This window comes from Salinilacustrithrix flava, assembly GCF_041228405.1.
Classification (GTDB): Bacteria; Actinomycetota; Acidimicrobiia; order Acidimicrobiales; family Salinilacustritrichaceae; genus Salinilacustrithrix; species Salinilacustrithrix flava.
Genome location: NZ_CP133888.1, coordinates 1,507,406 through 1,533,933 on the forward strand (window position 1 = coordinate 1,507,406; position 26,528 = coordinate 1,533,933).

Consider the following 26,528-nt stretch of genomic DNA (forward strand, 5'->3'; position numbering starts at 1 on the left):
TCGGTGCTCCTGCTGTCAGGTTCGGATCATCGGGCCGGCGGCCCGTCCGTGGGTGGGCCGGCGAAGGCCTGGGCCTTGTGCATCCAGTCCTGGGCCGCGTCGCCGGTGATGGTGAGGTCGGTGTCGTCGACGTTGCGGCGCTGGGTGACGACGAGGCAGAAGTCGAGGGCCGGCCCGGTGACGGACTCGGTGGCGTCGTCGGGCCCGAAGGTCCACGTGCCGCCGCCGGGCGCATCGAGCGCGACCCGCACGGGTGTGGTCGGCGGCTCCTCGCCCCGGTTGATGTAGGTCCACCCCCGGGTGATGAACCCGAGCCGGGCGATGTGGGCGAGGCGATCGGTGGCGGGGCGCTCGGCATCGAGGCCGGCGGAGCGCAGGGCGTCGACCACGTCCTGGCCGTGGGCCCAGCACTCCATGAGGCGGGCGGTGAGGAACGACTTGGCCCCCATCGACGGTCCGTACCAGGGCACGCGGTCGTCGTCGTCGAGCCCGGTGGCGGCGTCGGCGAGCTCGGCGCGGTTCTCGCGCCAGCGGCTCAGCAGGTCCTCGGGCGACGCCGCTCGGGCCCAGCCGAGCGTGTGGTCGTCCATGGCCTCCTCGCCGCCCTCGAGCAGCGCGACCAGCTCGCCGAGGGAGGCGTTGAACGCGTCGGGGTCGCGGATCGCCAGCGCCGCCGTGCCATCGAAGAAGGTGAGGTGGGCGATCTGGTCGGCCACGGTCCAGCGGGGGCTCGGCGTCGGTGTCGCCCACTGCTCCGCGGTCAGGTCGGCCACCACCGCATCGAGCGCGTCCTGCTCGGCGATGAGGTCGGCTCGGATCCCCTGGGCGTCCACGGCGGTCAGCGTGTCAGAGATTCACGCACAGCACCCGTGGTCCACGTCGACGCACGCGATGACGACGACGTGGGCCTCGGGTCCGAAGCGGCACTCGAGGGCCAGGCACTCGCCCCACCCGTCCGGGTGGCGCACCCAGGCCCAGTGGCAGTGCTCGCTGTCGTCGACGCAGTCCGGGCAGTCGTCGACCGGTTCGGCGCTCACGACGCCTCCGCCATCGCCGAGTCCGACAGGGCCGCGACCAGCTCGTCCTTCGTCATCTTCGAGCGGCCGTCGATGTCGCGGCGCTGGGCCTCCTCGTACAGCTCGTCCTTGGACATCGAGGCGTAGTCGGTGACCGACGCGCCCGCCCCGCTCGTCGCCCGTGGCGCGTCGCCGCGCTTCTGGCGGGCCTCGTTGACGCTGGCCTCGAGCACGGCCATGAGGTCGGTGACCGAGGCCGTGGGCTCCTCGGCCTTCTCGGTGACGATGCGCTCGCCGTCGGCCTTGCGGGCCACCAGGTCGAGCACCCGCTCGCGGTAGGTGTCGGTGTACTTCGCCGGCTCCCAGTCGGAGGTGAGTGACTCGACCAGGCTCTTGGCCGCTGCCCGCTCGCGGTCGTTGAGCTCGATGCCGTCGTCGAGCACCTTCATCTCCCGGATGGCGGCCGGGCTGCGGACCTCGTCGCCGAAGTGCATGGTCTCGAGCACCAGCACGTCGCCGGCGCCGGCTTCGTCGCCGTCGCCATCCACGGACGCGACCCGGATGGCGGCCAGGCTCTGCTTGGCCCGCATCACGAAGCGGGCGATGGCCACCCGGTTGGAGTCCTTCATCGCCTCCCGCAGCAGGGCGTAGGGCTTCGCCGCGGCCTGGTCGGCGGGGGCGAGGTGGTACGTCTTGTCGAAGTAGACGGGGTCGACGTCGTCGAGGTCGATGAAGTCCTCGATGTCGATCGTGCGGGACCTGCCCGGCTCCACCGCTTCGAGCTCCTCGGGGGTGATGAGCACGTGGCTGCCGTCCTCGAGCTCGTAGCCCTTCACGATGTCGCCGTAGGCGACCTCCTGGCCCGACTGCTCGGTGACGCGCTGGTAGCGGATGCGCTCGCCGCTCTCCGGCTCGAACTGGTGGAAGCCGACGGAGCGGTCCTCGGTGGCGGTGAACAGCTTCACGGGGACGTTCACCAGGCCGAAGCTGATGCTCCCCGTCCAGATGGCGCGCGGCATGCGCGGTCCTTGCCCACGCGGCCGTGACGCCAGACACGCCGCCCCGGCTCCGCGACTACGGTCCGGCGCGATGACGGTCCTGCGCTCCCGGCTCGACAGCGGCTCCGCCGAGCACCAGGCGAACGTGGCCGCGATGCAGGCCTTGTGGGACGAGGTCGCCGAGCAGCTGGCATCGGTGCCGTCCGTCGGCGGGCAGCGCTACGTCGACCGCCACCGGCGCCGGGGCAAGATGCTCGTGCGGGAGCGGATCGAGGCCCTGATCGACCCGCACACGCCGTTCCTGGAGCTCAGCCCGCTGGCCGCGTGGGGCACCGAGGACCCGGTGGGTGCCGGCGTCTGCGCCGGCATCGGCATCGTGTGCGGCACCGAGGTGATCATCACCGGTTCGGACATGACCTACCGCGGCGGGTCGGCGAACCCGACGACGGTGGCCAAGAACCTGCGCATCGACGAGATCTCCCGGCGCAACCGGCTGCCGGTGGTCACGCTCAACGAGTCCGCCGGCGCCGAGCTGCCCCGCCAGGCCGACATCTTCGTGCCGGGCGGTGCCGGCTTCAAGAACCTCACCCAGCGCTCGAAGCTGGGGATCCCGTCGGTGACGGTGGTCTTCGGGCCCTCCACCGCCGGCGGCGCGTACACGCCGGGGATGAGCGACTACACGGTGTTCGTGAAGGACCGGGGCACCGCCTACCTGGGCGGCCCGCCGCTGGTGAAGATGGCCATCGACGAGGAGGTCGACGAGGAGACCCTCGGCGGCGCCGAGATGCACTCGTCGGTCTCGGGCCTCTCCGACTACCTCGCCGTCGACGAGATGGACGCCATCCGCATCGCCCGCGACATCGTCGCCCACCTCCGCTGGGAGAAGCTCGGCCCCGGTCCCTCCGAACCGGCCGACGAACCCCTCTACGACCCGGCCGAGCTGATCGGCGCCGCCTCGGCCGACGTGCGGGTGCCCTTCGACGTGCGCGAGGTGCTGGCCCGCACCCTCGACGGCAGCCGCTTCGAGGAGTTCAAGCCCCGCTACGGCGACAAGCTGGTGTGCGGCTGGGGCTCGATCTGCGGCTTCCCGGTGGGGGTGCTGGCCAACAACGGGATCCTGTTCTCCGAGGAGTCCAACAAGGGCGCCCAGTTCATCCAGCTGTGCAACCGCACCGCCACGCCGCTGGTGTTCGTCCAGAACATCACCGGCTTCATGGTCGGCTCCGCCGCCGAGCGGGGCGGCATCATCAAGAACGGCGCCAAGCTCATCAACGCGGTGTCCAACTCCGAGGTGCCCCACCTGGTGCTGATGGTGGGAGCGTCCTACGGCGCCGGCAACTACGGCATGTCGGGCCGGGCCTACGACCCCCGCTTCGTGTTCTCCTGGCCCAACCACCGCATCGCCGTGATGGGCCCCAAGCAGCTCGCCGGCGTGATGGACATCATCGCCCGCAACGCCGCCGCCGGCCGGGGCCAGGAGGTCGACGAGGAGGCCCTCGCCGCCCAGACCTCGGCGCTGGAGAACCTGGTCGAGGACCAGTCCACCGCCCTCTACGCCACGGGTCGACTGTGGGACGACGGCATCATCCACCCGGCCGACTCCCGCACCGTGCTCGGCATCGCCCTGTCGGCCACCCACTCGGCCGAGGTGCGCGGCGCCACCGACTACGGCGTGTGGAGGCACTAGCGATGACCGTTCTGGCCTACACATTCCCGCGCATGCGGGGGAATCCGCATACAAGAACGGGGGTGGGGGCGTGATCCGGCGGCTGCTCATCGCCAACCGGGGCGAGATCGCGGTGCGCATCGCCCGCACCGCCCACCGGCTCGGCATCGACACCGTCGGCGTGTACTCCACGTCCGACGTCGACGCGCTCCACGTCGACGTCGTCGACCTCGCGGTCGCCCTCGGCGGCTCCACCCCGACCGAGTCCTACCTGCGCGCCGAGGCCGTCATCCAGGCCGCGCTCGACGCCGGCTGCGACGCCGTCCACCCGGGCTACGGCTTCCTGGCCGAGCGGGCCGACGTCGCCCACATGGTCGTCGACGCCGGGTTGATCTGGGTCGGGCCGACGCCGGAGCAGATCTCGCTCCTCGGCGACAAGATCGCGGCCAAGCGCGCCGCGGTCGAGGCCGGCGTGCCCACCACCGAGGCGGTCGAGGTCCGGCCCGGCCACGTCCCCGACGGCCTGCCCATGCCCGCCCTGGTCAAGGCGGCCGCCGGCGGCGGCGGTCGGGGCATGCGCATCGTGCGGTCCGCCGAGCAGCTGCCCGAGGCCGTGGTGGCCGCATCCCGCGAGGCCGACTCCGCCTTCGGCGACGGCACCGTGTTCGTGGAGCCCTACATCGAGCGGGGCCGCCACGTCGAGGTCCAGATCGTCGGCGACGCCCACGGCAACGTGATCCACCTCGGCGAGCGGGAGTGCTCGATCCAGCGCCGCAACCAGAAGGTGCTGGAGGAGTCGCCCTCGGCCGGCATCACGCCAGAGATCCGTGCCGCGCTGTGCGACGGCGCGCTCGCCCTCGCCCGCCACATCGGCTACCGCAGCGCCGGCACGGTCGAGTTCATGGTGGGTGACCCTGCTCCTGGTGAGGCAGCGACGATCAGCTTCCTCGAGGTCAACACCCGCCTGCAGGTGGAGCACCCGGTCACCGAAGCGGTCACCGGCCTCGACCTGGTCGAGCTGCAGCTGCGGGTCGCCGCCGGCGAGGCCCTGCCCCTCACCCAGGACGACGTCCGCTTCGACGGCCACGCCATCGAGGTCCGGGTCGTCGCCGAGGACCCCGCCGCCGGCTGGCTCCCCTCCACCGGCACCGTCACCCGCTTCCAGATCGGGACGCTCGCGGGGGCGAACCCTCTCGAAACTGGCAGTGCGGATGTAGCGGCAGTCCGGGTCGACACCGGGTTCCGGGCCGGCAGCGTCGTGTCCGCCGACTACGACTCGCTGCTCGCCAAGGTGATCTCGCACGCCCCCACCCGGTCCGAGGCCGCAGCCGTGCTGGCCCGGGCGCTGCGCAGCGCGGTGGTCACCGGGGTGCGCACGAACGTCGACGCCATGGCCGCCCTCCTGGTCGAGGAGGACTTCCTCGCCGCCCGCACCCCCACCGCCTACCTCGACGAGCACCCCGACGTCGCGCACGCCGCCGGTCCCACCGGCGACGACCGGGTCGCCCAGCTCCTCGCCGCCGCCATCGCCGACGAGCGTGCCGCGCGCGCCGACGACCGGCACTGGGGGTTCGCACCATCTGGCTGGCGGAACCTGCGCACGCAGGGCCAGCGGTCGACCTGGATCGACGGTCGGGGCGACGAGCTCGACGTCGAGCTCGAGGCGTCGGGCGACGGCCGGTACCACGTGCTCGTCGGCCCGTTCCCGACCCCGACCGAGGACGGATCGCTGTCCGAGGACACCCGCCGCCGCGCCGAGGTCCGGGCCACGGCCAGCGCCCAGGGCGGACGGTCCGGCATCAGCGTCGAGCTGGAGGGCGTCCGCCGCCACCTCACCGTCGAGCGCGACGGCGACGAGACCCACGTCTCGGGTCCGGCCGGTCGCACCACCTGGCACCGGGCGCCGCGCTTCCAGGACCACGATGCCGCGGCCGCCGGTGGCGGGCCGGTGTCCCCGCTGCCCGGCACGGTGCTGTCGGTGCACGTCGAGGAGGGCGACGACGTCGAGGACGGTCAGCTCCTCGTCGTGGTGGAGGCCATGAAGATGGAGCACAAGATCACCGCCCCGGCGGCCGCCACCGTCACCGAGGTCAAGGTCGCCGCCGGCCAGCGGGTCGACGCCGGCGACGTGCTCGTGCTGCTCGACCACCCCGAGCCATGACCGAGCCGACCAGCCCCATCCGCATCGCCAACTGCTCCGGCTTCTACGGCGACCGCCTGTCCGGCGCCCGGGAGATGGTCGAAGGCGGCCCCATCGACGTGCTCACGGGCGACTGGCTGGCCGAGCTGACCATGCTCATCCTGGCCCGCAGCCGGGCCTCCCGACCCCGAGGCGGGTTCGCCCGCACCTTCGTCACCCAGATGGAGCAGGTCATGGGCACCTGCCTCGACCGGGGCATCAAGGTCGTCTCCAACGCCGGCGGCCTCGACCCCGACGGCTGCGCCGAGGCGGTGCACGAGGTGGCCGACAAGCTGGGCCTGTTGCCGACGATCGCCTACGTCACCGGCGACGACCTCCTCCCCCGGGCGGCGGAGCTGGCCGAGGCCGGTGCGCTGGCGCCCTTCGACGAGGCCGGCGACCTGGGTGACGTCAGCGCGTACCTGTCGGCCAACGCCTACCTGGGGTGCTGGGGCGTCGTCGACGCGCTGGAGCGGGGCGCCGACATCGTCATCACCGGTCGCGTCACCGACGCCGCCGTCGCCTGCGGTCCGGCGGCGTGGCACCACGGCTGGTCCCGGACCGACCTCGACGAGCTCGCCGGCGCGGTCGTCGCCGGCCACGTCATCGAGTGCAGCGCCCAGGCCACCGGTGGCAACTACTCGTTCTTCACCGAGGTGCCCGGCTTGGAGCGGGTCGGCTTCCCGTGGGCCGAGGTGGCCGCCGACGGCTCGTGCGTGATCGGCAAGCACGACGGCACCGGCGGCCAGGTCTCGGTCGGCACCGTCACCTCCCAGCTGCTGTACGAGATCGGCGGACCCCGCTACCTCGGTCCCGACGTCACCGCCCGCTTCGACACCATCACCGTCGACGAGGTCGGCCCCGACCGGGTGCGCATCAGCGGCGTCCGCGGCGAGGCCCCGCCCGACACGCTCAAGGTGGCGATGAACGAGCTGGGCGGTCACCGCAACCAGGTGTCGGTCGCCCTCACCGGCCTGGACATCGAGGCCAAGGCCGCGGCCGCCGAAGCCGCCTTCTGGGCTGCGTGCCCGTACGGTCCGGACGACTTCGCCAGCGTGACGTCCCGCATCGAGCGCACCGAGCACGACGACCCCGCCAGCAACGAGGCCGCCACCGCCATCTGGCGCCTGATCGTGAAGGACCCCGACGAGCGCAAGGTCGGCCGGGCGTTCACCGGCGCGCTGATCGAGACCGCGCTGGCCAGCATCCCCGGCCTCTACAGCCCCTCGGGTGGTCCGTCCGGCGGCGGTCCCTACGGCGTGTACCGGCCCGCCCTCGTGGGGGCCGACCTCGTGCCTGCCCACGTCACCGTCCTCGGCGGCGACACCCGTGAGGTCCCCTCCACGTTCCCCGGGTCGCGGGGGCCGACGATCGAGCCGGTGCCCGGCCCGGCGGGCCATGCGCCCGCCGGCCCCACCACGCGGGCGCCACTCGGTTCGATCGTCGGCGCCCGCTCCGGCGACAAGGGCGGCGACGCCAACGTCGGGGTGTTCGTGCGCAGCGACGAGGCCTGGCCCTGGCTCGACGGCCTGCTCACCACCGAGCGCTTCCAGCAGCTCCTGCCCGAGACCGACGACCTCGTCGTCGACCGGTACCCCCTGCCCAACCTGCGGGCCATCAACTTCGTCGTCCGCGGGCTGCTGCAGGAGGGCGTGGCCGCCTCGACCCGCAACGACGCGCAGGCCAAGAGCCTGGGGGAGTGGCTGCGGGCCCGGGTCGTGGACGTGCCCGAGGCGCTGCTCGACTGACTCGGGGTCAGGAGCCGCCGGCGGCCTCGATGCCGGGCGCCTCGGCCCCGACGGTGGTGTCGTCGCCGTGACCGGTGTGCACGACCGTCTCGGGCGGCAGCGTCAGCAGCTTCGTCTTGATCGACTCGATGATCGTGTCGAAGCTGGAGAACGACCGTCCGGTCGCGCCTGGCCCGCCGTTGAAGAGGGTGTCGCCGCCGAACACGTGGCCTGGGTTGGCGCCGTCGGGGTCGGTGAGCAGGCAGATGCCGCCGGGGGAGTGGCCCGGTGTGTGCAGCACCCGCAGCGACTCGCCGGCGACCGACACCGTGTCGCCGTCGGCGAGCGTGCCGTTCGGGCCCCGGTGGGGGTAGACGACCTCCCACAGCATCCGGTCGTCCTCGTGCACGAGCATCGGGGCGCCGGTGGCGTCGGCGAGGGCGGCGGCCGCGTTGATGTGGTCGTTGTGCCCGTGGGTCAGCACGATCGCGACGACCGTGCGGTCGCCGATCGCAGCGAGGATCGGGCGGTGGTCGTGGGCCGCGTCGATGACCACGACCTCGTCGTCGTCTCCGTACAGCCAGATGTTGTTGTCGACCTCGTGGTCCTCGCCGTCGAGGCTGAAGATGCCCGACGTGACCACCTTCTGGATGCGCGCGGTGGTGGGGGCCATCACAGCACCACCACCGATCGCAGGACCTCGCCTCGCTCCATCTTGTGGAACGCCTCCTCCACGTCGTCGATGCCGATCCGCTCCGACACGAAGTCGCCGAGCGGGAACCGGCCCTGCAGGAACAGCTCCACCAGCGCGGGGAAGTCCCGCGACGGCAGGCAGTCGCCGTACCACGACGGCTTCAGCGCCCCGCCGTGGCCGAAGAAGTCGATCATCGGGATGTCGGGGAACTGCATGTCCGGCGTCGGCACGCCCACCTGCACCACCGTGCCGGCCAGGTCCCGCGCGTAGAAGCACTGCTCGAGGACCTTGGGGTTGCCGACGGCTTCGACGCACACGTCGACACCGAAGCCACCGGTGAGCGCCTTGATCGCCTCGACCGCGTCGCCGTCGTTCGGGTTCACGGTGTGGGTGGCGCCGAAGGACCTCGCCAGCTCGAGCTTCTTCGGATCGAGGTCGACGGCGATGATCGTCGTCGCGTTCCGCAGCTTCGCCGCCGCGAGGGCGGCCATGCCGACGCCGCCGCAGCCGAACACGGCGATGCTCTGGCCTTCACCGATCTGACCGGTGTGGGCGGCGGCGCCGTAGCCGGCCATCACGCCGCACCCGAGGAGCCCGGCGGCGGCCGGGTCGGCCTGGGGGTTGACCTTCGTGCACTGCCCGGCGGCGACGAGGGTCTTGTCGGCGAACGCCCCGATGCCGAGCGCCGGCGACAGCTCGGTGCCGTCGGCCAGCGTCATCTTCTGGGTCGCGTTGTGCGTGTCGAAGCACAGGTGGGGCTGGCCCCGCTCGCACGCCCGGCACTCACCGCACACCGCCCGCCAGTTCAGGACCACGAAGTCGCCCGGCGCCACGGAGGTGACGTCGTCACCCACGGCCTCGACCACACCGGCGGCCTCGTGCCCGAGCAGGAACGGGAAGTCGTCGTTGATGCCACCTTCCCGGTAGTGCAGGTCGGTGTGGCACACCCCGCACGCCTGGACCTGCACCAGCGCCTCGCCCGGCCCGGGGTCCGGCACCAGGATCGTCTCCACCGTGACGGGCGCACCCTTGCCCCTCGCCACCACTCCCCGGACCTCGTGCGCCACGGCCGTCTCCTCTGCCTCGTCGGTCCGCGGGAACCTACCCCGATTGTTCTGGCCTACGGATTCCCCCACATGTGAGGGAATCCGTAGGCCAGTTCGGGCTCGGGACCTTCTTGTCCCCGATGGCACGTACCGTTCGGCGCACGTCGGGTGGCCGGTCCACGTCGCCCCTCACCGCTCCACACGGAGCTGGTCGAGGAGGTCGTTCGTGCTGCCCGAACCCGTCATCCAGCTGCTTCGCGTCCAGCGCGGCGTCGTCGCGACCCGTCAGCTGCGAACGCTGACCACGGCCGAGCGACGTCGGATCTTGGAGCGCGAGCCAGAGCTCGAGCGCCTCACCCCGCGGGTGCTGCGCCACCGGGTCGCCGATCGATCCCGCGAGCAGCACCTCATGGCTGCGGTGCTCGACACCGGCGACGACGCCGGCATCTGGGGCAAGAGCGCGGCGGCGCTGTGGGGGTTCGGTCGCTTCCGCCCTGCCACACCGCACGTCGGAACGTCGCGGACCCTGGTCCGCGGTCCGCGACTGGGTCAGGTGCACCTCCTGCGACATCTCACTCCGGAGTCGATGACGACGCACCTCGACATCCCGGTGAGCCGACCGGAGGAGACCGTGCTGTGGCTGGCCGGGATGTGGACCCACCAGTGGGGGCCGAACGGCTTCGACATCGCGGTGCTGCGCACGGCAGCGACCCTCGACCACGCCTGGCGATCCCGGCTCATCGACGGTCACCGGATCCATGCGCTGTGCGAGCGCAGCGGCGGTCGGGGCCGATCCGGCATCGTCGTCTTCCGCGAGGTGCTCCGGACGAGACCCCCGGACTACAAGCCGGCCGGCTCCGCCCTCGAAGACCGCTTCGAGTCGACCCTGCCTTGCGACCTGCGGGACCGGCTGGACCGTCAGGTCGCCGTCGGTGGCGACGACGCCCGTATCGGAGTCGTCGACTACCGACACCGCTGCCGGCCGCTCATCCTCGAGATCAACGGCGAGGCCGTGCACTCGCCGATCACCGCCCGCACCGCCGACGCCGAGCGCTATGACGACCTCGTCGATGCCGGGTTCGAGGTCATGGTGGTGTGGGAGTACGACGTCTTCCACCAGCCGCATCGGATCGTCGCGGCCTTGCGCGAGGTGGAGGCCGGTCCGGTCGTGCCTCGCGTGATCCGCCCGACCCGCGCCCCGTGGGAGTCCTGGTGAACGAAGCCCTGGTGGAGGGACCCGAACTGGCCTACCGAATCCCCCGGATACGCGGGATGTGTTGGCCAGAACGGTCAGGAGGGAGTGGGGGTGAGGGGTTCGATGCGCCAGTTGTGGCTGGGCTCGAGCTGGTACGGCTTGGAGACCGGGCGGTCGATGGTGAGGGCGAGGGCCTCGGGGCCGTAGCAGACGTCGATCGATGGCGTCCGCTCGGCCAGCGCCTCGCCGAGCACGCCGTCGAGGAGGGAGCCGATGACGGCGGGGAGGCTGTCGGCGTCCTCGAGCAGCCAGGAGTGCAGGCCGCCCTCGATGCGCACGAGCGTGCCGCCGGCGGCCTCGGCGGCCTGGCGGGCGTTGGTGAACCAGATGGTGAGGTCGCGGTCGCCGTGCAGGACCATCACCGGCACGTCAGCGTGGCCGAGGGCGCGCAGCCGGTCGAGGGACCCCTTGGCCGTGGCGGTGGCGAAGATCGCGGCGGGCAGCGACGGCAGCTCCCGGACCCGCTGGGCCAGCGACGGGGCGGTGAGCCGGGCGAGCGCGCCCATCTGCTTGCGGCCCTGCAGCGCGCCGATGGCGGTGTCGGTCACGAGCAGGCCGATGCCGAGGGGGAACAGGAACGGCACGTAGCGGGCGGCGCCGGTGAGCTGGTCCCACAGGCCGCCGATGGCGGCGTTCACCGGGAGCACGGCGATGGCGCGCTCGGGGTTGCGGGCGGCGAGCTCCACGACGACCCGGCCGCCCATGGAGTGGCCCACGAACACGGCGCGCTCGATGCCGAGGTGGTCGAGCACCTGCTCGTGCAGGTCGATGTAGGCCTCCCAGGTCCAGCCCTTCCGGCCGAGCCCGGCGGTGCGTCCGTGGCCGGCGCTGTCGATGGCGATGACCTTGAACCCGGCCCCGGCGAGCCGCCGGAGCGTGCGGGCGTAGAGCATGCCTTCGGCGATGACGCCGTGGATCATGACGAGCGGGACGCCCTCGCCGCAGACGGACAGGCCGACCCGGTGGCCGTCGTCGAGCACGACCGTGCGCCGTCGCAGGCGGGGTGGCTTGGTGGTGGTCGCGGCTGCGATCGCTTCCATCTCGTCGCGGACGGTCCCCTGCGCCATGCGGTCAGCCACGGCTGGACCGTACCCAGGAATCGCCCGAAACGGACTGATGCCCGAGGTCAGGGAGCGAGCGCGGCCATCATCCCGAACAGGGTGACGACGTCGGTGCGACCTCGTTCGGGGTCGAGCTCCCGGTAGACGGTGTCGACGTTCACGGCGAGGCGCTCCCGGTCGATCCAGCCGGCGAACTCCCCGAGCGCGATGTCGCGGATCGCCTCCTCCAGCGGCATGCCGTCGGCGTGGCGGGCCCGGGCCTGGGCGTCGACGAAGACCAGGTAGTCCCGCATGCGGCGCACGCCTGCGACGTCGGTGACCGGGCCGTGGCCGGGCACGACGACCTCGGGGTGCAGGTCCTCGATGATGAGGTCGCACGCGTCGATCCAGTTGCCGATCGGGCCGGCCCACATGATCGGTGTGCCCTCGATGAAGCAGATGTCGCCGGTGAACACGGTGGACGCGCCCGGCACGTGGGCGATGCAGTCGCCGGCGGTGTGGGCGGGCCCGACCTCGAGCAGCTCGACGCAGGTGCCGGCGACGTCCACCTCGTGGCGCCCGGTGAACGTGGACGTGGGCGGGGTGAGGGTGATGCCCTCGAACTCGAAGGGCCCGAAGATCCGGGCGAAGAACTCGCCGGTCTCGCCGAGCTCACCGTTCTCGCCGGCCTCGACCATGGCGGCGAGCAGCTCGGGCGGCGTGCCCGGCATCTCCTCGGCGCAGGCCTCGGTGGCCACGATGTCGGCGCCGGTCACCAGCTCGTTGCCGTAGCAGTGGTCGCCGTTGGCGTGGGTGTTCACCAGCGTGCCGATCGGGTTGGCGCCGGTGAGCGGACCGAACCCGTCGAGCATCTCCCGGGTGAGCTTCAGGTCGAACAGCGTGTCGACCAGGAGGCTGGCGCCGTCACCGACCACCAACCCGGCGTTCGACCACCCCCAGCCCCCGTCGGGTTGCAGCCACGCATGGCATCCCCCGTCCAGATCGACGCGACCTCGCTCGTATCCCACCCGTCCCATCGGGCGGAACGTATCTCAGGCGGGGTGGCGCTGCTCGATGGACGTGAGCAGGGCCCGGTGCTCGGTCTCGTCGATCTCCTCGCGCTCGAGCGCGTCGTCCACCGCCATGACCAGCTCGGGCAGGTCGGTGCGCACGACGGCGAGGGTGGTGCCGTCGGTCCCGCCGATGTCGACGGGCAGGAACGCGAGCCGGACGTAGGGCGGGGGCAGCTCACCGCCGGTCAGGACGAGCACGCCGCGGAGCTCGTCGCCGCCGGACTCCTGGTCGGCGCGCAGGGCCTGCCGGAACCGGTCGTGGTCGAACAGGTCGCGCACCGCCACCTCGCCGGAGGGGCGGCGCAGCTCGGCGACCAGCGGTGCGTCGAGCAGGTCCCGGTCGAAGGCCGGCGCGTCGTCGTCGAAGAGCACCTGCACCACGGTGTGGTCGACGCCCTCCACCGCGAGGGCGCTGACGTCGACGCCGAGCACGCCCCGCTCCCAGGCCGGCGACCCGACCGCGGTCTCCACCCGTCCGGGTCCGCCGATGAGCTCCAGTCGCAAGAGGTCCACGCAGCGATCCTGGCAGCCGCGGCGCGCCCAGTGGCAGGGCGCGGTGGCAGCAAGGGCCGGTCTCCCTAACCTGCGCTCGTGCTGCTGGCCACCCGCGAGATCGCCCGGTCCAAGGTGCGCTTCGGCCTGCTCGCCGGCGCGGTGGGCCTGCTCGTGTTCCTGATCCTGTTCCAGCAGGCGCTCTTCGGCGGCCTGGTCCAGGGCTTCATCGGCGCGATCGAGAACCAGGACTCGCCGGTCCTCGTCTACAACGAGCAGGCCCGGCGCAACGTCGAGGGCAGCTTCCTCCTCCCCGACCAGATCGAGGCGTTGGGCGGCGTCGAGGGCGTCGAGCAGGTCGTGCGCATCGGCGAGGCCACGTACACGGTGGAGGCGGGCGGCGAGCTGGTTGACGGCGTGCTCTTCGGCTACCCGCTCGACGCCGGCGGCCTGGGCGCCCCCACCTCGTTGACCGAGGGTCGCCTGCCCGAGGCCCCGGGGGAGGCCGTCGCCAGCAGCGCGGACGCCGCCGACGGCTTCGACATCGGCGACACCGTCCGGATCGCCGCCGACGGCGGTCCCGAGATCGAGGTGGTCGGCCTCGCCGAGGACGTGCGCTTCAGCGTGGCCCCCACCCTGTTCGTCGACTACTCGACCTTCGAGGACGCCCAGCGCGCCGTGAACCCCAACGCCCAGGCGGTGCTGCCCTCGATCGCGGCCGTCCGGCCTACCGACGGCACCGACCCGGGCGAGCTCACCGCCCGCATCGACGACGAGGTCGACGGCGTCGAGGCGCTCACGAACGCCGACGCCGTCGACTCGGCGCCCGGTGTGGCCGCGGTGAACCAGTCGTTCCAGATCATCCTCGCCCTGGCCTTCGGCGTCGTCACCCTGGTCGTGGCCTTCTTCTTCCTGATCCTCACCGTGCAGAAGGCCAAGCCGCTCACGCTGCTCCGAGCGGTGGGCGCGCCGTCGGGCTACCTCATCCGCAACCTGGTCGTCCAGATCCTGTTCGTGATGGGTGCCGGCATCGCCATCGGCATCGGCATGGTGTTCGCCGTCCGCCCCATCTCCACCGGCGGTGCCATCGAGCTCGACCTCGAGCCGTCCACCGTCATCCCCACCATCATCGGCCTCACCGTGCTCGCCCTCGTCGGCAGCATCGGGGCGATCCGTCGGGTGCTGCGCATCGACCCGATCCGGGCCACCGTCGACACGGGGAGCGAGCTGGCATGAGGTTGGCCGTCCGCGAGCTGCTCCGCCGGCCCGGCCGCTTCACCGTCGTCGGCGGCGCGCTCACCGTCCTCGTCCTGCTGCTCCTGTTCCTCGGCGGCCTGCTCGACGGCCTCTACCTCAACTCCACCGGCGCGGTCCGCACGCTCGATGCCGACGGCATCGTCTTCTCCGACGACGCCCGCCAGTCGTTCCTGCGCTCCGAGATCACGGCCGACCAGCGGGCCGAGATCGACGAGGTCGACGGCGTGGCGGCGACCGGAGGGCTGGGCTTCGCCCTCCTCGGCGTGCAGATCCCCGACGGCGACGAGGTCGTCGACGGCGCGGTCGTCGGCTACGAGCTGGCGTCCGACGAGCTGCCCGAACCGCCCGGCACCGGCGAGGCCCACGCCGACCGCCAGCTCGAAGACGAGGGTGCGTCGGTGGGCGACACGGTCCTCGTCGGCCCGGCCGAGGTGCCGCTGACCATCGTCGGCTTCGTCGACGACACCAACTACCTGCAGCAGGGCGGCCTCTGGGTCGAGCCCGAGACGTGGCGCTCGGTGCTGGCCGAGAACCGCCCCGACGCCATCGTCGCCGACGGCTCGTTCCAGTCCCTCGTCGTCCGGGTCGACGACGGCGCCGACGTCGACGCCGTCCTCCGGGCCATCGACGACGCCACCGGTGCGACCGAGACCCTGAGCCAGGCCGAGGCCATCGACGCGATCCCCGGCATCACCGAGCAGAACGCCACGTTCACCGCGGTCATCGGCGTCACGATCTTCGTCGCCGGCCTCGTCATCGCCCTGTTCTTCGCCCTCCTCACCCTCGAGCGCCTCGGCCTCTACGCCGTGCTCAAGGCCGTCGGCGGGTCGTCGCGCACGCTCGTCGCCGGCGTGGTCGTCCAGTCGGTGGTCGTGGCCGCCGGCGCGTTCGTGCTCGGCGGCCTGCTCACCCTCGGGCTCCTCCAGATCGTCCCCGACGGCATCCCGCTCCAGCTCGAGCCGTCCCGCGCCCTGTCCACCCTCGCCAGCATCACCGTGGCCGCCGTCGTCGGCGCCCTGGTGTCGCTCCGGCGCATCGTCCGCATCGACCCGGCGTCCGCCATCGGCGCCGGCGCCTGACCCGGGAAGCCCCATGCCCAGCCCCGCCCTCCAGCTCACCGACGTCCGCAAGACCTACCGCTCCGGCGACGAGGAGGTGGTCGCCCTCGACCACGCCACACTCGAGGTCGGACGCGACGAGCTCGTCGCCCTGGTCGGCCCGTCCGGTTCGGGCAAGACCACGCTGCTGTCGGTGGCCGGGGCGCTGCTCGGCCCGACCGAGGGCGACGTACGCGTCGGCGACACCGAGATCGGCGACCTGTCGGAGAAGGAGCGCACGGCGTTCCGGGGCAAGGAGATCGGCTTCGTGTTCCAGGCCGTCAACCTGGTCCCGTTCCTCACCGCCCGGGAGAACCTGCTCGTCGTGGCCGAGATGAACGGCAACCTCGACAAGGGGGCCAAGCATCGCGCCGACCAGCTCCTCGACGAGCTCGGCCTCGGGCACCGCACCGGCAACCAGCCCGGCGAGCTGTCCGGCGGCGAGCGCCAGCGGGTGGCCATCGGCCGGGCGCTGATGAACGAACCCAGCCTCGTGCTCTTCGACGAGCCCACCTCGGCCCTCGACACCGAGCTCGGCGAGCAGGTCATGGAGCTCATCGGCCGGGAGATGCGCTCCCGCGGCGTCGGCGGCATCTTCGTCACCCACGACACCCGCATGACCCACCACGCCGACCGCACCCTCGAGATCATCGACGGCCGCCTGAAGGCATGACGTCCGGCACCGTCCACGACGTCCTGCCGGAGGAGGCCGACCTGCCCGGCACCGGCTGGCTCGCCATCGACGAGGGCTTCGGCTCCGACGACCCGGCCCGCACCGCCCCCGGCGAGCTCATCGACTGCGTCGGGCCGGACTTCCCCGGCGACGACGAGGTGGTCGAGACCGCCGCGACCCCGCACTACGTGCGCCCGCCCGGCCGGCTCGTCCACGGCTTCGGGGTCCGGACCACCACGGTGGAGGCCGCCGGCCGGGCGCAGCTCGTGCTGTCGAGCCGGGACTTCGCCGAGTGCCTCGGCCGCTCGGTGGCCGCCGATCTGGATGCCTCCGACAGCGAGGCCGAGCTGCTCGCGGTCGACGTGGAACGCACCGGCCGCGGGTTCCGGGTCCGCTTCACCGGCGGCACCGGTGACGGCGTGCGGCCCGTCCAGCTCGACGTGGTGTGCGTCGCCGCGGACCGCTCCGTCGGCCTGCTGTGGTTCGCCGACACGCCCGACCCGTTCCCCGAGGACGACCTGGTCTCGGTGATCGAGCGCGTCCGGGCCCGCTGACGCAACCCCTCAGGCGGCGACGGACCGGGTGCGCCAGATGAGGAACAGGAAGAACGGTGTGCCGATCAGCGACACCACCAACCCGGCGGGGATCTCGGTCGGAGCGAACAGGCTGCGGCCGAGGACGTCCGCGGCCACGACCACCAGCGCGCCCAGCGCGGCGGCCACGGGCAGGAACCGGCGGTGCTGCGGGCCGGTGAGGGGTCGGGCCAGGTGCGGGCCGAGGAGGCCGACGAAGCCGAGGTCGCCCACGATGCCCACCGCGGCCGCCGCCAGCGCGCAGGCCAGGACGACGGCGACGAGCCGGGTGCGCTGGACGGACAGGCCGAGGGTGCGGGCCCCGTCGTCGCCGACGCCCAGGAGGTCGAGGTGGCGGCCGGCGAGGACGAGCAGCGGGAGGAGCACGAACGGCGCCCACCCCAGCAGCGCCACGTCGTCGATGCCGCGCCCGTAGGTGGACCCGGCGAGCCAGTTCAGCGCCTGGGCGGCCTGGCCGGGGTGGCGGACGATGAGCAGGTCGATCAGCGCCGCGCCGGTGGCGGCCATGCCGATGCCGACGAGGGCCAGCCGGTCGGGGGCCAGGCCACCTCGCCACGCGGCGGCGACGGCCAGGGCCATGACGACGCCGCCGCCCACGAACGCGCCGAGAGGGAGCAGCAGCGTGGGGCCCGTGGGCACGGCGAGCAGGACCACCAGCGCACCGACGCCCGCGCCGGCGGTGACCCCGAGCACGCCCGGGTCGGCCAGTGGGTTGCGGGTGACGGTCTGGAGCACCGCGCCGCTGCTGGCCAGGCAGGCGCCGGCGAGGGCGGCGACGAGCACCCGGGGCAGGCGCAGGTCGACGACGACGGAGCGGGTGAGGTCCTCGCCGCCGCCCAGCACCGCGGCGACCGCGTCGCCGGGCGACACGGGGAGGTCGCCGATGACGAGGCCGGCGATCGCCGTCCCGACCAGCACCAGCGGGATTCCGGCGGCCACCAGCGCGCGGGGGAGGCGCAGGCGGATGGCGAGCCCGGTGGCCCCGGCGCCGCCTCCGGCCGGCAGCGACCGGGCGATGAGCACGAGCAGCGGCGCGCCGACCAGGGCGGTGACGACGCCGGTGGGCAGCTCGGTGGAGGTGGAGTCCGGCCGCAGCAGCTGGGCGGCCGCGTCGGCGGCGAGCACGAGCACACCGCCCCAGATGGCGGTGGCCGCGACCAGCCGTCGGTGGGTGCGACCGCCGAAGCGGCGCACGAGGTGCGGGGCGGCCAGGCCGACGAAGCCGATCGGGCCGGTGATGGCCACGGCGCCGGACGCGAGCACGACGGCCAGCCCGGTGGCGGCCAGGCGCGTCCGGGCCGGGGATGCGCCGAGCGCCCCGGCGGCGGCATCGCCGAGGCCGAGCACGTCCAGGCGACGGCCCATCGTCCACGCCGCCACGACCAGGAGCGCGAGCACGGGGCCGAACGCCTCGACCCGCTCGAGGCCGGACTGCACCAGCGAGCCGTGACCCCACAGGAACAGCCCGGTCAGCTGCTGCTCGTTCACGAGCAGGAGGGCGGCGGTCACCGACGACAGCGCCAGCGACACGGCGACGCCGGCCAGCACCAGCCGGGTGGGGGACACCTCGCCACCGGACGCGGCGAGCAGCACCACGCCGCCGGCGAGCAGGCCACCGAGCACGGCCATGCCGCCCTGGGGCAGCAGGCCGCCGGGGAGGCCGACGAGCGTCGCGATCACGAGGGCGAGGTGGGCGCCGGCGGCGATGCCGGTGGTGGCGGGCTCGGCCAGGGGGTTGCGGGTGACGGCCTGGAGGAGGACGCCGGACACGGCGAGGGCGGCACCGACGACGACGCCGGCGAGCAGGCGGGGCAGGCGCGACGCCTGGACCACCGCCACCACGTCGTCGGGCGCGGCTCCGGTGACGACGTCGAGCACGTCGCCGAAGCCCACACCCGCCCGGCCCAGGGTGACGTGCAGCAGGGCGACGCCCACCAGCACGACCACCCCGGTCCGGATCGGAGCGGCCGGGGTGCTGGCTCGCGCCAGCCCCACCGGCAGCACGCTCACGACACGAGCGCGTCGACCACCCGGTCGACGAAGGTCTCGGCCGAGGCCGGACCGCCGAAGGTCCACGTGTTGCCGCCGAGGGGGTGCACGGCGCCGCGCTGCACGGTCGGCAGGCCCTCCCAGATCGGGTTGCCCGCGAAGGCGGTGGCGAAGATGTCGTCCTCCTCCTGGGCGATGGTGAACAGCTCGACGTCACCGAGCTGGGTCAGGCCCTCGACGTCGACGGTGTCGAAGCCGTACTCGGTGTCGCCGCCGGGCCAACCGTTGGGCAGGCCGATCTCGGCGAGCAGCTCGACCACGAGGGCGTTGGGGGAGAACATCCGCACCGTCGGGGTGCCGTCGGTGGTGAAGCCCTGCGCGATGGCGATCTCCTGCCCGGCCAGGCCGGCCTCCTCCAGCTCGGCAGCGGCGTCGGCCAGGTGCGCGTCGAGGTCGTCGAGGACGTCGGTCGCCATGTCCTCGTTGCCGGTGAGCGTGCCGATGTCGGCGAAGGTCTGGCGCATGTCCGCCAGCTGGCTGCCGGCGTCCTCGCCGTAGGGGCTGATGAAGTAGGTCGGTGCGATGGCCTCGAGCTGCTCGCGAACCGCCGCGTGGCGGAAGTCGACGCCGAGGATCAGGTCCGGCTGCAGGGCCTGGATGCGCTCGATGGAGGGCTCCTGGCGGGTACCGACGTCCTCGACGCCCTCGGGCAGCGCCGGCTCGGCGATCCAGTCGCCGTAGTTGGCGGCATCGGCGACGCCGGCCGGCTCCACGTCGACCAGGAGGAGGTCCTCGGCCAGCGACCACTCGAGCGCGACGACGGTCGTGGCCGGCTCCTCGAGGGTGACCTCGGTGCCGGTCCCGTCGGTGATGGTGATCGGGCCGGTGGCCTCCTCGGTGGTCTCCTCGGCCTCCGTGCTGGTCTCGGCGGTCGTCTCGCCGGCGGCGTCGCCGGACACGGCCGCGCCGTCGTCGTCGTCGCCGCAGGCGGTGAGGCCGGCGGCCAGGGCCAGCAGGGTGAACAGCAGGGTGATGCGTCGCATCGGGTTTCTCCTCGGGGGGTTCGTTGGTGGGGGGAGGGGTCAGACGAGGGCGGCGTGGAACCGGCACGTGGGCCGGGCCTCGTCGTCGAGGTGGACCTCGGCGTGCACGCCGAAGGCCTGCGCCAGCAGCTCGGCGGACAGCACGTCGCCGGGCGGGCCCTGGGCCAGGATCCGGCCGTCGCCCACGACCACGAGCTGGTCGGCGAACGCAGCCGCCTGGTTGAGGTCGTGGAGGACGGCCACGACGGTGCGCCCGCCCTCGTCGCAGAGCTGGCGGGCCAGGGCGAGCACCTCGAGCTGGTGGCGGATGTCGAGGAAGGTGGTCGGCTCGTCGAGCAGCAGCACCGGGGCCTGCTGGGCGAGGGCGACGGCGATCCACACCCGCTGACGCTCGCCGCCGGAGAGCTGGTCGACCGGGCGCTCGGCCAGGGGTCCGAGGCCGGTCTGGGCCATGGCCTCGGCCACGGCGGCATCGTCGCCTGCGGACGGCGCGCCGAGCAGGCGCCGGTGCGGGTGGCGCCCGAGCGCGACCAGCTCGGCCACGGTGATCCCCGCCGGCACGAGCGGCGCCTGGGGCAGGAAGGCCAGGTGGCGGGCGAGCTCCCGCGCCCGCAGCGAGCCGAGGTCGCGGTCGCCCAGCCGGACATGGCCGCCGAGCGGCGCGGCCAGGCCGGCCACGGTGCGCAGCAGGGTCGACTTGCCCGAGCCGTTCGCACCGACGATCGCGGTGCAGCGGCCGGGTTCGAAGGTCAGCTCGGCGTCGGCCACGACCGTGCGGTCACCGTGACCGACGCACAGCCCGTGGGTCGTGAGCGCGCTCATCGCAGCCCGGTCGGCTGGTTGCGACGCCAGTACGACGTGAGCGAGCGACGCTCGGCGTCGATGCCGTGGACGTCGGCCACCAGCGCGTCCAGCTCCTGGACCCAGGCGTGCTCGCCGCCGCCCCACGCGTAGCCGGGCCCGGGGGGCAGCCGCAGGGCGCGCACCACGTCTGCGGCCCGCTCGCCGCGGTCCCGCCGGGCCCAGCGCAGGTCCACGCACGGCCCGGGCCGGACGTCGCGCACCTCGGCGTCGTCGGCCACCTCGGCCACCGCGACGACCCGGTGGTCGACCGGTCGGTGGTCGAGGATCGACAGCATCGCCGGCACCGCGGTGTTGTCGGCGACCAGCAGCGTCCAGGCCGCGTCGGCCGGCGGGCGGAACAGGACCCGGGGCCCCCACAGCGCCGCCTTGTCGCCGGGCGCGGCGGCTGCGGCCCAGCCGGCGGCGATCCCGTCGTCGTGCACCACGACGTCGAGGTCGATCTCGAGCTCCTCGGGCCGGTGGTGGCGGACGCTGTAGTAGGCGCCGCGGGGTCGCTCGTCCTTCGCCATCGACCGGACGTGGGCCCAGTCGAAGTCGAGCCCGATGGTCAGCTCGCTGCGACCCGCCGGCGGCAGGAGCAGGTAGGCGAACGCATCGGCGCCCACCGCGGGGAAGCCGGCGAGCCCGCAGCCGCCGAGCGTGACCCGCTGCACCATCGGCGTGACCGGCCGGGTCCGGACGACCTCGCAGAGGTGCACCCGCGGCAGGATGTCTGCACCTCGGGTGTTAGGTATACCGAACATCTAATCGGGACGCGCCGGTCGGTGCAAGCGTCGGGCGTCCGGCTCAGTCCGTCCCGGGTGCGGTGGAGCGCAGCGCGGCGATGCCGGTCTGGACCACGGCGGCGACGAACTCGTCGGTGATCTCGGCGTCCTGCACCATGCGCCGGTAGGTGAACGGGCCGATCAGCACGGCGACGGCCACGTCGAGGTCGAGGTCGGGGTCGATCTCGCCCCGGGCCTGGGCCAGCTTCAGCACCGTGCGCATCGGGCGCTGGCGCTCCACCAGCAGCGCGTCGAGCACCTCGCGCATGCCGGCGTCGCGCCGGGCGCCGTCGATGAGCAGCGGGATCAGCTCGTTCAGCCGCTTGGTCTCCTCGGACTCGTCGTAGCGGGTGAACAGGTCGGTGAGGTCGTCGGCCAGCGAGCCCGAGTCAGGCGTGGGCTGCTCCACCACGCACGACCGAACCGACTCGGTGACCAGGTGCTCCCGCGTCCCGAAGTGGCGGTAGATGGTGGACTTCGCCACGCCGGAGCGCTCGGCGATCTCCTCCATGGTGAGGCCCTCGGCGCCGAGCTCGAGCAGCGCCTCGATGGTCGCCTCGATCGTGCGGAGGCGGGCCTCCTCGCTGCGGGGCCGTGCCATGGGTCACCACCGTATCGAAACCTCGGAATACACCGTGCAGCGGCCTGGTTGATGCCGTTACCATTGCGAAACGTCTTCGTATCGGAACCTCCCCCTGGTCCGGTGCGGAGACCCCTTCTGATCTGATCCTTCGAAGACGAGCGGAGCAACGCCCGTGGACGCCCCCGCGATCCCCCTCCCCGAACCCGAGATCGCCCCCGAGGTCCACGCCCGCCGCTGGCTGATCCTCGCGGTGCTCTGCCTCAGCCTGATGATCGTGATCATCGGCAACACGAGCCTGAACGTGGCGCTGCCCACGCTGGCCGCCGAGCTCGACGCCTCCACCAGCCAGCTGCAGTGGATGGTCGACGCCTACGCCCTGGTCTTCGCCGGGCTGCTCTTCACCGCCGGCACCCTCGGCGACCGCTGGGGTCGCAAGGGCGCGCTCCAGGCCGGCCTGCTCGTGTTCCTGCTCGGGGCGGCGTTCGCGTCCACGGCCGACACCGCCCAGGCGGTCATCGCCTCCCGTGCCGTCATGGGCATCGCGGCGGCGTTCGTCATGCCCTCGACGCTGTCCATCCTCACCAACGTCTTCTCCGCCGAGGAGCGCCCCAAGGCCATCGCCATCTGGGCCGGCATCTCCGGCGGCGGCGCCGCCCTCGGCCCCATCGCATCCGGCTGGCTGCTCGAGCACTTCTTCTGGGGCTCGGTGTTCCTGGTGAACGTGCCGTTCATCCTCGCCGCCCTCATCGCCGGCGCCCTGCTGGTGCCGAGCTCGAAGGACCCGGCCGAGAGCCCCCTCGACGTGCCCGGCGCGCTGCTGTCGATCATCGGCCTCGGTGCCCTCGTCTACGCCATCATCGAGGCCCCCCACTACGGCTGGCTCTCGGGCCAGACGCTGCTCACCTTCGGCGTCGCCCTGGTCGCCATCGTCGCCTTCGGCGCCCGGGAGCGCACCGCCCGGTTCCCGATGCTGGACCTGTCGCTGTTCAAGGACCGCCGCTTCAGCGTGGCCTCGGCCGGCATCACGCTGACGTTCTTCGCCATGTTCGGCACGTTCTTCCTCATGGCGCAGTACCTGCAGATGGTGCTCGGCTACACCCCGTTCGAGTCCGGCCTGTTCCAGCTGCCCTTCGCCTTCATCATGATGCTGGTGGCTCCGCGGGTCCCGAAGCTGGTGGCCCGCTGGGGTGCGGCCCGGATCGTGCCCGTCGGGCTCACCTTCACCGCCGGCGGCCTGGCCGCGTTCTCCAGCATCGGCGTCGACAGCTCGCTCGCCCACGTCTACGCCTCGGTGCTGCCCCTCGGCCTCGGCATGGCCATCACCATGACCCCGCTCACCACGCTGATCATGTCGTCGGTGCCGCTCGGGCGGGCCGGCGTCGGTTCGGCCATGAACGACACCACCCGCGAGCTCGGTGGCGCCCTCGGCGTGGCCGTGCTCGGCTCGGTCGTGACCTCGCAGTACACCAGCGGCATCGGCGCCTCCCTCGTCGGCCTGCCCGACGCGGCCCGGGGCGTGGTCGACAGCGGCCTGGCCGGCGCCCTCGCCGTGGCCGGTCAGGTCGGCGGTGCCCAGGGCGATGCCCTCGCCCTCGCGGCCAAGCAGGCCTTCGTCGACGGCCTCAACCTCGCCGCGCTGGTCGGCTCGGCCGTGGTGTTCGTCGCCGCCTTCGTGTCGTGGAAGCTGCTGCCCCGCACCACGCCGGCGCCGTTCGTGAGCCCGCCCCGGGACGACGACCCCGGCCTGGCCGAGCCGTCCACCCTGGTCGACTGAGCTACAGCGCCAGCCGGAACCCGAGCAGCTCCACGTCGGGCTCGGGCACCCAGTCGAGCGCCTCGTCGCGCACGAAGCCGAGCCGCCGGTAGAGGCGGTGGGCGGCGGCCATGTCCGTGGCCGAGTGCAGCACCATCGCCGTCGCCCCGACCGCTCGGGCCTCCTCCATGGCAGCCAGGGTCAGCGCTTCGCCGATGCCCCGGCCGCGCGCCCCCGGCGCGACGCCCAGCATCCGGATGGATGCGGCCTCGGGCTCCCGGTGCTCGGAGAGCACGTTCGGCCCGGGTAGCACGAGGGTGACGCAGCCGAGGGGCGTGCCGTCGTCATCGGCAGCGACCAGCACGGTGGCGTGCTCGGCCCGGTGAGCGACGTCGACCAGCTCGGCCTCGTACGCCGCCGACTGCGGACCGACCGTGCGGTACGCCTCGAGCGTGAGCTGACCGAGGGCGGCGAACTCGTCGGGGCGGGCGGGGCGGATCTCCATCGTTCAGCGCACGTCCCAGAGGTGGTGCACCGGGTCGTGCATGAAGTAGCGGGCGAAGGTGTCCACCGTGAACTCGGCCCCGTCGGAGCGGTAGCCGGTGCGCTTCCACTGGTCGCCCTCGACGGCGTCGAACCGGTCGGCCAGCGTCGCGCCGGCCCGGGTGAGCTCCACCGCCACGGCCACCGGTGACTGGCTGGCGTAGTCGTCCTCGATGGCGGTGGCGTCCTGGTCCCAGTTGGCGTAGTGCGGACCGTCCTGCGTGAGCATCAGGTCGAGCCGCTCGCCGAAGAGGCGGAAGACGTCGCGCACGTGGCAGGCGTACTCGAGCGGGGACCAGCGATCCGGCGAGGGGCGGTGGCCGGCGTCGGGGGCGGCGAGCACCCGCTGCCAGGCGGACGCGTTGGCCCGGGTGAGGTCGCCGACCTCGGTGACGTCGATCGAGCGGGCGTCGAACCCGCACTCGGGACACGGGCGCTCCAGCACCCAGGTCCAGTCCTTGTCGTCGGGGACGATGGCGCCGGCAGCTTCGGTCATGGCGAGCAGGTTCGCGCACCGGCCGCGGGCCGGGGGTTCGCTTTGCCAGGCTGGCCGGATGCTGAACGACCACGGCGGCGAGCTGGCCCTGTCCGTCCTTCGCAACGCGGGCGTCGACACCATCTACACCCTGTCGGGCGGGCACATCTTCCCGTTCTACGACGCGGCGGTGAAGCGGGAGCCGAACGTGCGCATCCTCGACGTGCGCCACGAGCAGACCGCCACCTTCGCCGCCGAGGCCGCCGCCAAGCTGACCCGCAACGTGGGCGTCGCCGTGCTCACCGCCGGCCCCGGCGTCACCAACGGCATCAGCGCCATCACCGGTGCCCAGTTCAACGGCTCACCCGTGCTGGTGCTCGGTGGCCGGGCCCCGCAGGAGCGGTGGGGCTCGGGCTCGCTGCAGGAGTTCGACCACGTCCCGCTGCTCGTGCCCATCACCAAGCACGCCGCCACGGTCACCGCCACCGACCGCATCGCCGCCGATGTCGCCCATGCGGTGGAGACCGCCCTCACTCCGCATCGCGGCCCGGTGTTCCTCGACTTCCCGCTCGACGTCGTGTTCGGCATGGCCGAGGTCGAGGCCCCCGGCCCGGTGCAGCCGACCGGTCCGGCACCGGACCCCGACGCGGTCCGCCGCGCCGCCGACCGGATCGCCACCGCGACGTCCCCGGCGATCATCGCGGGCTCCGACGTGTGGTGGGGCGGCGCGCACGAGGCCCTCGTCGCCGCCGTCGAGGCGCTGCGGGTGCCCGTGTTCCTCAACGGCCTCGGCCGGGGCACGGTCCCCGCCGACCACGAGCTCTGCTTCAGCCGCACCCGCAGCCTGCTCAAGGCCGAGGCCGACGTGGTGGTGGTGATCGGCACGCCCCTGGACTTCCGCCTCGGCTTCGGGAGCTTCGGCGACGCCGAGGTCATCCACGTCGTCGACCACCCCAGCCTCGAACCCGGCCACGTCGAACCGGCCATCCGGGTCAGCGGCGACCTGGCCACCGTGCTGCAGGGCTGGGCCGACCACACCGGCGACCGGGCCGACCACGAGCCCTGGATCGTTCGCCTCACCGACGCCGAGTCCGCCGCCCGGGAGGCCGACGCGCCGCTGCTCGCTGCCGGCGACGACCCGATCAAGCCGACCCGCATCTACGGCGAGCTGGCCAAGCGCCTGGACCGCGACGCCGTGGTCGTGTGCGATGGCGGCGACTTCGTCAGCTACGCCGGCAAGTACGTCGACGTGCAGACGCCCGGGTCCTGGCTCGACACCGGCCCGTTCGGCTGCCTCGGCACCGGCATGGGCGGTGCCATCGCGGCTCGGGTCACCCACCCGGACCGCCAGGTCGTGGTGCTGCTCGGCGACGGCGCGGCCGGCTTCTCGCTCATGGACGTGGACACCCTCGTCCGCCACGACCTCCCCGTCGTCATGGTCGTGGGCAACAACGGCATCTGGGGCCTGGAGAAGCACCCGATGCAGATGGTCTACGGCTACGACGTCGCCGCCGACCTCCAACCCGGCACCCGCTACGACGACGTGGTCAAGGCCCTCGGCGGTGCCGGCGAGACGGTCACCGACCCCGACGAGATCGGCCCGGCCATGGACCGCGCGTTCGCCTCCGGCGTGCCCTACCTCGTCAACGTGCTCACCGACCCGGCCGACGCCTACCCGCGCTCGTCCAACCTGGCCTGAGGAGGCTCC

At 73.0% G+C, this 26,528-nt stretch carries 25 protein-coding genes; 10 read left to right on the top strand and 15 right to left on the bottom strand.

The genetic code is table 11. The annotated features are described in order from the left end of the window. Window positions 1-26: 26 nt before the first annotated feature. From RGQ06_RS07420 to RGQ06_RS07430, 3 genes are read right to left on the bottom strand one after another with little or no spacing between them, the layout of a single operon-like run. Complete coding sequence (locus RGQ06_RS07420; RefSeq protein WP_432427204.1) at window positions 27-833, bottom strand: TIGR03084 family metal-binding protein; 807 nt, start codon at window positions 831-833, stop codon at window positions 27-29. Window positions 834-854: 21 nt separating this feature from the next. Then, a complete protein-coding gene (locus tag RGQ06_RS07425) occupies window positions 855-1,037 on the bottom strand; it encodes a hypothetical protein (RefSeq protein WP_432427203.1) in 183 nt (60 codons plus the stop codon). Beyond that, the gene (locus tag RGQ06_RS07430) at window positions 1,034-2,035 is read right to left on the bottom strand and encodes a Ku protein (RefSeq protein ID WP_432427202.1); all 1,002 of its coding nucleotides are present in this window, start codon (window positions 2,033-2,035) and stop codon (window positions 1,034-1,036) included. The genes RGQ06_RS07425 and RGQ06_RS07430 overlap by 4 nt, the downstream gene beginning before the upstream one ends. A gap of 70 nt (window positions 2,036-2,105) precedes the next feature. On the opposite strand from RGQ06_RS07430, the gene RGQ06_RS07435 reads away from it, so the two are divergent. The 3 genes from RGQ06_RS07435 to RGQ06_RS07445 all read left to right on the top strand — a co-directional run bounded on the left by RGQ06_RS07435 (window position 2,106) and on the right by RGQ06_RS07445 (window position 7,607). After that, the gene (locus RGQ06_RS07435; protein ID WP_432427201.1) at window positions 2,106-3,701 is read left to right on the top strand and encodes an acyl-CoA carboxylase subunit beta; all 1,596 of its coding nucleotides are present in this window, start codon (window positions 2,106-2,108) and stop codon (window positions 3,699-3,701) included. A gap of 70 nt (window positions 3,702-3,771) precedes the next feature. Continuing rightward, window positions 3,772-5,841 (top strand): biotin carboxylase N-terminal domain-containing protein, encoded by a 2,070-nt coding sequence (locus RGQ06_RS07440; protein WP_432427200.1) that lies wholly within the window; start codon window positions 3,772-3,774, stop codon window positions 5,839-5,841. Then, window positions 5,838-7,607: an acyclic terpene utilization AtuA family protein gene (locus RGQ06_RS07445; RefSeq protein WP_432427199.1), complete on the top strand. Its 1,770-nt coding sequence runs from the start codon at window positions 5,838-5,840 to the stop codon at window positions 7,605-7,607. Before RGQ06_RS07440 ends, RGQ06_RS07445 begins: the two co-directional genes overlap by 4 nt. A gap of 7 nt (window positions 7,608-7,614) precedes the next feature. Here the strand turns inward: RGQ06_RS07445 and RGQ06_RS07450 are convergent, their stop codons facing one another. Together RGQ06_RS07450 and RGQ06_RS07455 are read right to left on the bottom strand one after the other, a co-directional pair. Then, the gene (locus tag RGQ06_RS07450; RefSeq protein WP_432427198.1) at window positions 7,615-8,259 is read right to left on the bottom strand and encodes an MBL fold metallo-hydrolase; all 645 of its coding nucleotides are present in this window, start codon (window positions 8,257-8,259) and stop codon (window positions 7,615-7,617) included. Continuing rightward, on the bottom strand, window positions 8,259-9,347 hold the full coding sequence (locus RGQ06_RS07455) for an S-(hydroxymethyl)mycothiol dehydrogenase (RefSeq protein ID WP_432427197.1): 1,089 nt from the start codon (window positions 9,345-9,347) through the stop codon (window positions 8,259-8,261). Before RGQ06_RS07455 ends, RGQ06_RS07450 begins: the two co-directional genes overlap by 1 nt. A gap of 205 nt (window positions 9,348-9,552) precedes the next feature. Here RGQ06_RS07455 and RGQ06_RS07460 point away from each other — a divergent pair, with 205 nt between their 5' ends. Beyond that, complete coding sequence (locus tag RGQ06_RS07460; protein ID WP_432427196.1) at window positions 9,553-10,542, top strand: hypothetical protein; 990 nt, start codon at window positions 9,553-9,555, stop codon at window positions 10,540-10,542. A 74-nt stretch (window positions 10,543-10,616) separates the two neighbouring features. Here RGQ06_RS07460 and RGQ06_RS07465 read toward each other — a convergent pair whose 3' ends face one another. Genes RGQ06_RS07465 through RGQ06_RS07475 form a run of 3 tightly spaced genes read right to left on the bottom strand, consistent with a single transcriptional unit; the run spans window position 10,617 to window position 13,207 of the window. Beyond that, complete coding sequence (locus tag RGQ06_RS07465; protein ID WP_432427195.1) at window positions 10,617-11,660, bottom strand: alpha/beta fold hydrolase; 1,044 nt, start codon at window positions 11,658-11,660, stop codon at window positions 10,617-10,619. A gap of 47 nt (window positions 11,661-11,707) precedes the next feature. After that, a complete protein-coding gene (locus RGQ06_RS07470) occupies window positions 11,708-12,658 on the bottom strand; it encodes an MBL fold metallo-hydrolase (protein WP_432427194.1) in 951 nt (316 codons plus the stop codon). A gap of 15 nt (window positions 12,659-12,673) precedes the next feature. Continuing rightward, on the bottom strand, window positions 12,674-13,207 hold the full coding sequence (locus tag RGQ06_RS07475) for a hypothetical protein (protein WP_432427193.1): 534 nt from the start codon (window positions 13,205-13,207) through the stop codon (window positions 12,674-12,676). 78 nt (window positions 13,208-13,285) lie between these two features. On the opposite strand from RGQ06_RS07475, the gene RGQ06_RS07480 reads away from it, so the two are divergent. Genes RGQ06_RS07480 through RGQ06_RS07495 form a run of 4 tightly spaced genes read left to right on the top strand, consistent with a single transcriptional unit; the run spans window position 13,286 to window position 16,767 of the window. After that, window positions 13,286-14,422 (top strand): ABC transporter permease, encoded by a 1,137-nt coding sequence (locus RGQ06_RS07480; protein ID WP_432427192.1) that lies wholly within the window; start codon window positions 13,286-13,288, stop codon window positions 14,420-14,422. Further along, entirely contained in the window at window positions 14,419-15,522 is a 1,104-nt protein-coding gene (locus tag RGQ06_RS07485; RefSeq protein ID WP_432427191.1) for an ABC transporter permease, read from the top strand. Before RGQ06_RS07480 ends, RGQ06_RS07485 begins: the two co-directional genes overlap by 4 nt. A 13-nt stretch (window positions 15,523-15,535) precedes the next feature. Next, window positions 15,536-16,213, top strand: a complete 678-nt coding sequence (locus tag RGQ06_RS07490) for an ABC transporter ATP-binding protein (RefSeq protein ID WP_432427190.1) — start codon at window positions 15,536-15,538, stop codon at window positions 16,211-16,213. Next, the gene (locus tag RGQ06_RS07495; protein WP_432427189.1) at window positions 16,210-16,767 is read left to right on the top strand and encodes a hypothetical protein; all 558 of its coding nucleotides are present in this window, start codon (window positions 16,210-16,212) and stop codon (window positions 16,765-16,767) included. The genes RGQ06_RS07490 and RGQ06_RS07495 overlap by 4 nt, the downstream gene beginning before the upstream one ends. Window positions 16,768-16,776: 9 nt before the next feature. On the opposite strand, the gene RGQ06_RS07500 is transcribed toward RGQ06_RS07495, so the two are convergent. From RGQ06_RS07500 to RGQ06_RS07520, 5 genes are all read right to left on the bottom strand, one after another. Next, entirely contained in the window at window positions 16,777-18,816 is a 2,040-nt protein-coding gene (locus RGQ06_RS07500) for an iron ABC transporter permease (RefSeq protein WP_432427188.1), read from the bottom strand. Continuing rightward, window positions 18,813-19,838 (bottom strand): ABC transporter substrate-binding protein, encoded by a 1,026-nt coding sequence (locus tag RGQ06_RS07505; protein ID WP_432427187.1) that lies wholly within the window; start codon window positions 19,836-19,838, stop codon window positions 18,813-18,815. Before RGQ06_RS07505 ends, RGQ06_RS07500 begins: the two co-directional genes overlap by 4 nt. Window positions 19,839-19,877: 39 nt before the next feature. After that, on the bottom strand, window positions 19,878-20,660 hold the full coding sequence (locus RGQ06_RS07510; protein WP_432427186.1) for an ABC transporter ATP-binding protein: 783 nt from the start codon (window positions 20,658-20,660) through the stop codon (window positions 19,878-19,880). After that, window positions 20,657-21,400: a siderophore-interacting protein gene (locus RGQ06_RS07515; protein ID WP_432427185.1), complete on the bottom strand. Its 744-nt coding sequence runs from the start codon at window positions 21,398-21,400 to the stop codon at window positions 20,657-20,659. The genes RGQ06_RS07510 and RGQ06_RS07515 overlap by 4 nt, the downstream gene beginning before the upstream one ends. An 88-nt stretch (window positions 21,401-21,488) precedes the next feature. Further along, window positions 21,489-22,067 (bottom strand): TetR/AcrR family transcriptional regulator, encoded by a 579-nt coding sequence (locus RGQ06_RS07520; RefSeq protein WP_432427184.1) that lies wholly within the window; start codon window positions 22,065-22,067, stop codon window positions 21,489-21,491. Between the two features lie 154 nt (window positions 22,068-22,221). Between RGQ06_RS07520 and RGQ06_RS07525 the strand changes: the two genes are divergently transcribed. After that, the gene (locus RGQ06_RS07525) at window positions 22,222-23,823 is read left to right on the top strand and encodes a DHA2 family efflux MFS transporter permease subunit (protein WP_432427183.1); all 1,602 of its coding nucleotides are present in this window, start codon (window positions 22,222-22,224) and stop codon (window positions 23,821-23,823) included. Between the two features lies 1 nt (window position 23,824). On the opposite strand, the gene RGQ06_RS07530 is transcribed toward RGQ06_RS07525, so the two are convergent. Together RGQ06_RS07530 and RGQ06_RS07535 are read right to left on the bottom strand one after the other, a co-directional pair. Beyond that, the gene (locus tag RGQ06_RS07530) at window positions 23,825-24,307 is read right to left on the bottom strand and encodes a GNAT family N-acetyltransferase (RefSeq protein WP_432427182.1); all 483 of its coding nucleotides are present in this window, start codon (window positions 24,305-24,307) and stop codon (window positions 23,825-23,827) included. Window positions 24,308-24,310: 3 nt separating this feature from the next. Then, window positions 24,311-24,841 carry a DinB family protein gene (locus tag RGQ06_RS07535; protein ID WP_432427181.1) on the bottom strand — a complete coding sequence of 177 codons (531 nt, stop codon included), beginning with the start codon at window positions 24,839-24,841 and terminating at the stop codon, window positions 24,311-24,313. Window positions 24,842-24,899: 58 nt separating this feature from the next. Here RGQ06_RS07535 and RGQ06_RS07540 point away from each other — a divergent pair, with 58 nt between their 5' ends. After that, window positions 24,900-26,519, top strand: a complete 1,620-nt coding sequence (locus tag RGQ06_RS07540) for an acetolactate synthase (RefSeq protein WP_432427180.1) — start codon at window positions 24,900-24,902, stop codon at window positions 26,517-26,519. Window positions 26,520-26,528: the final 9 nt, after the last annotated feature.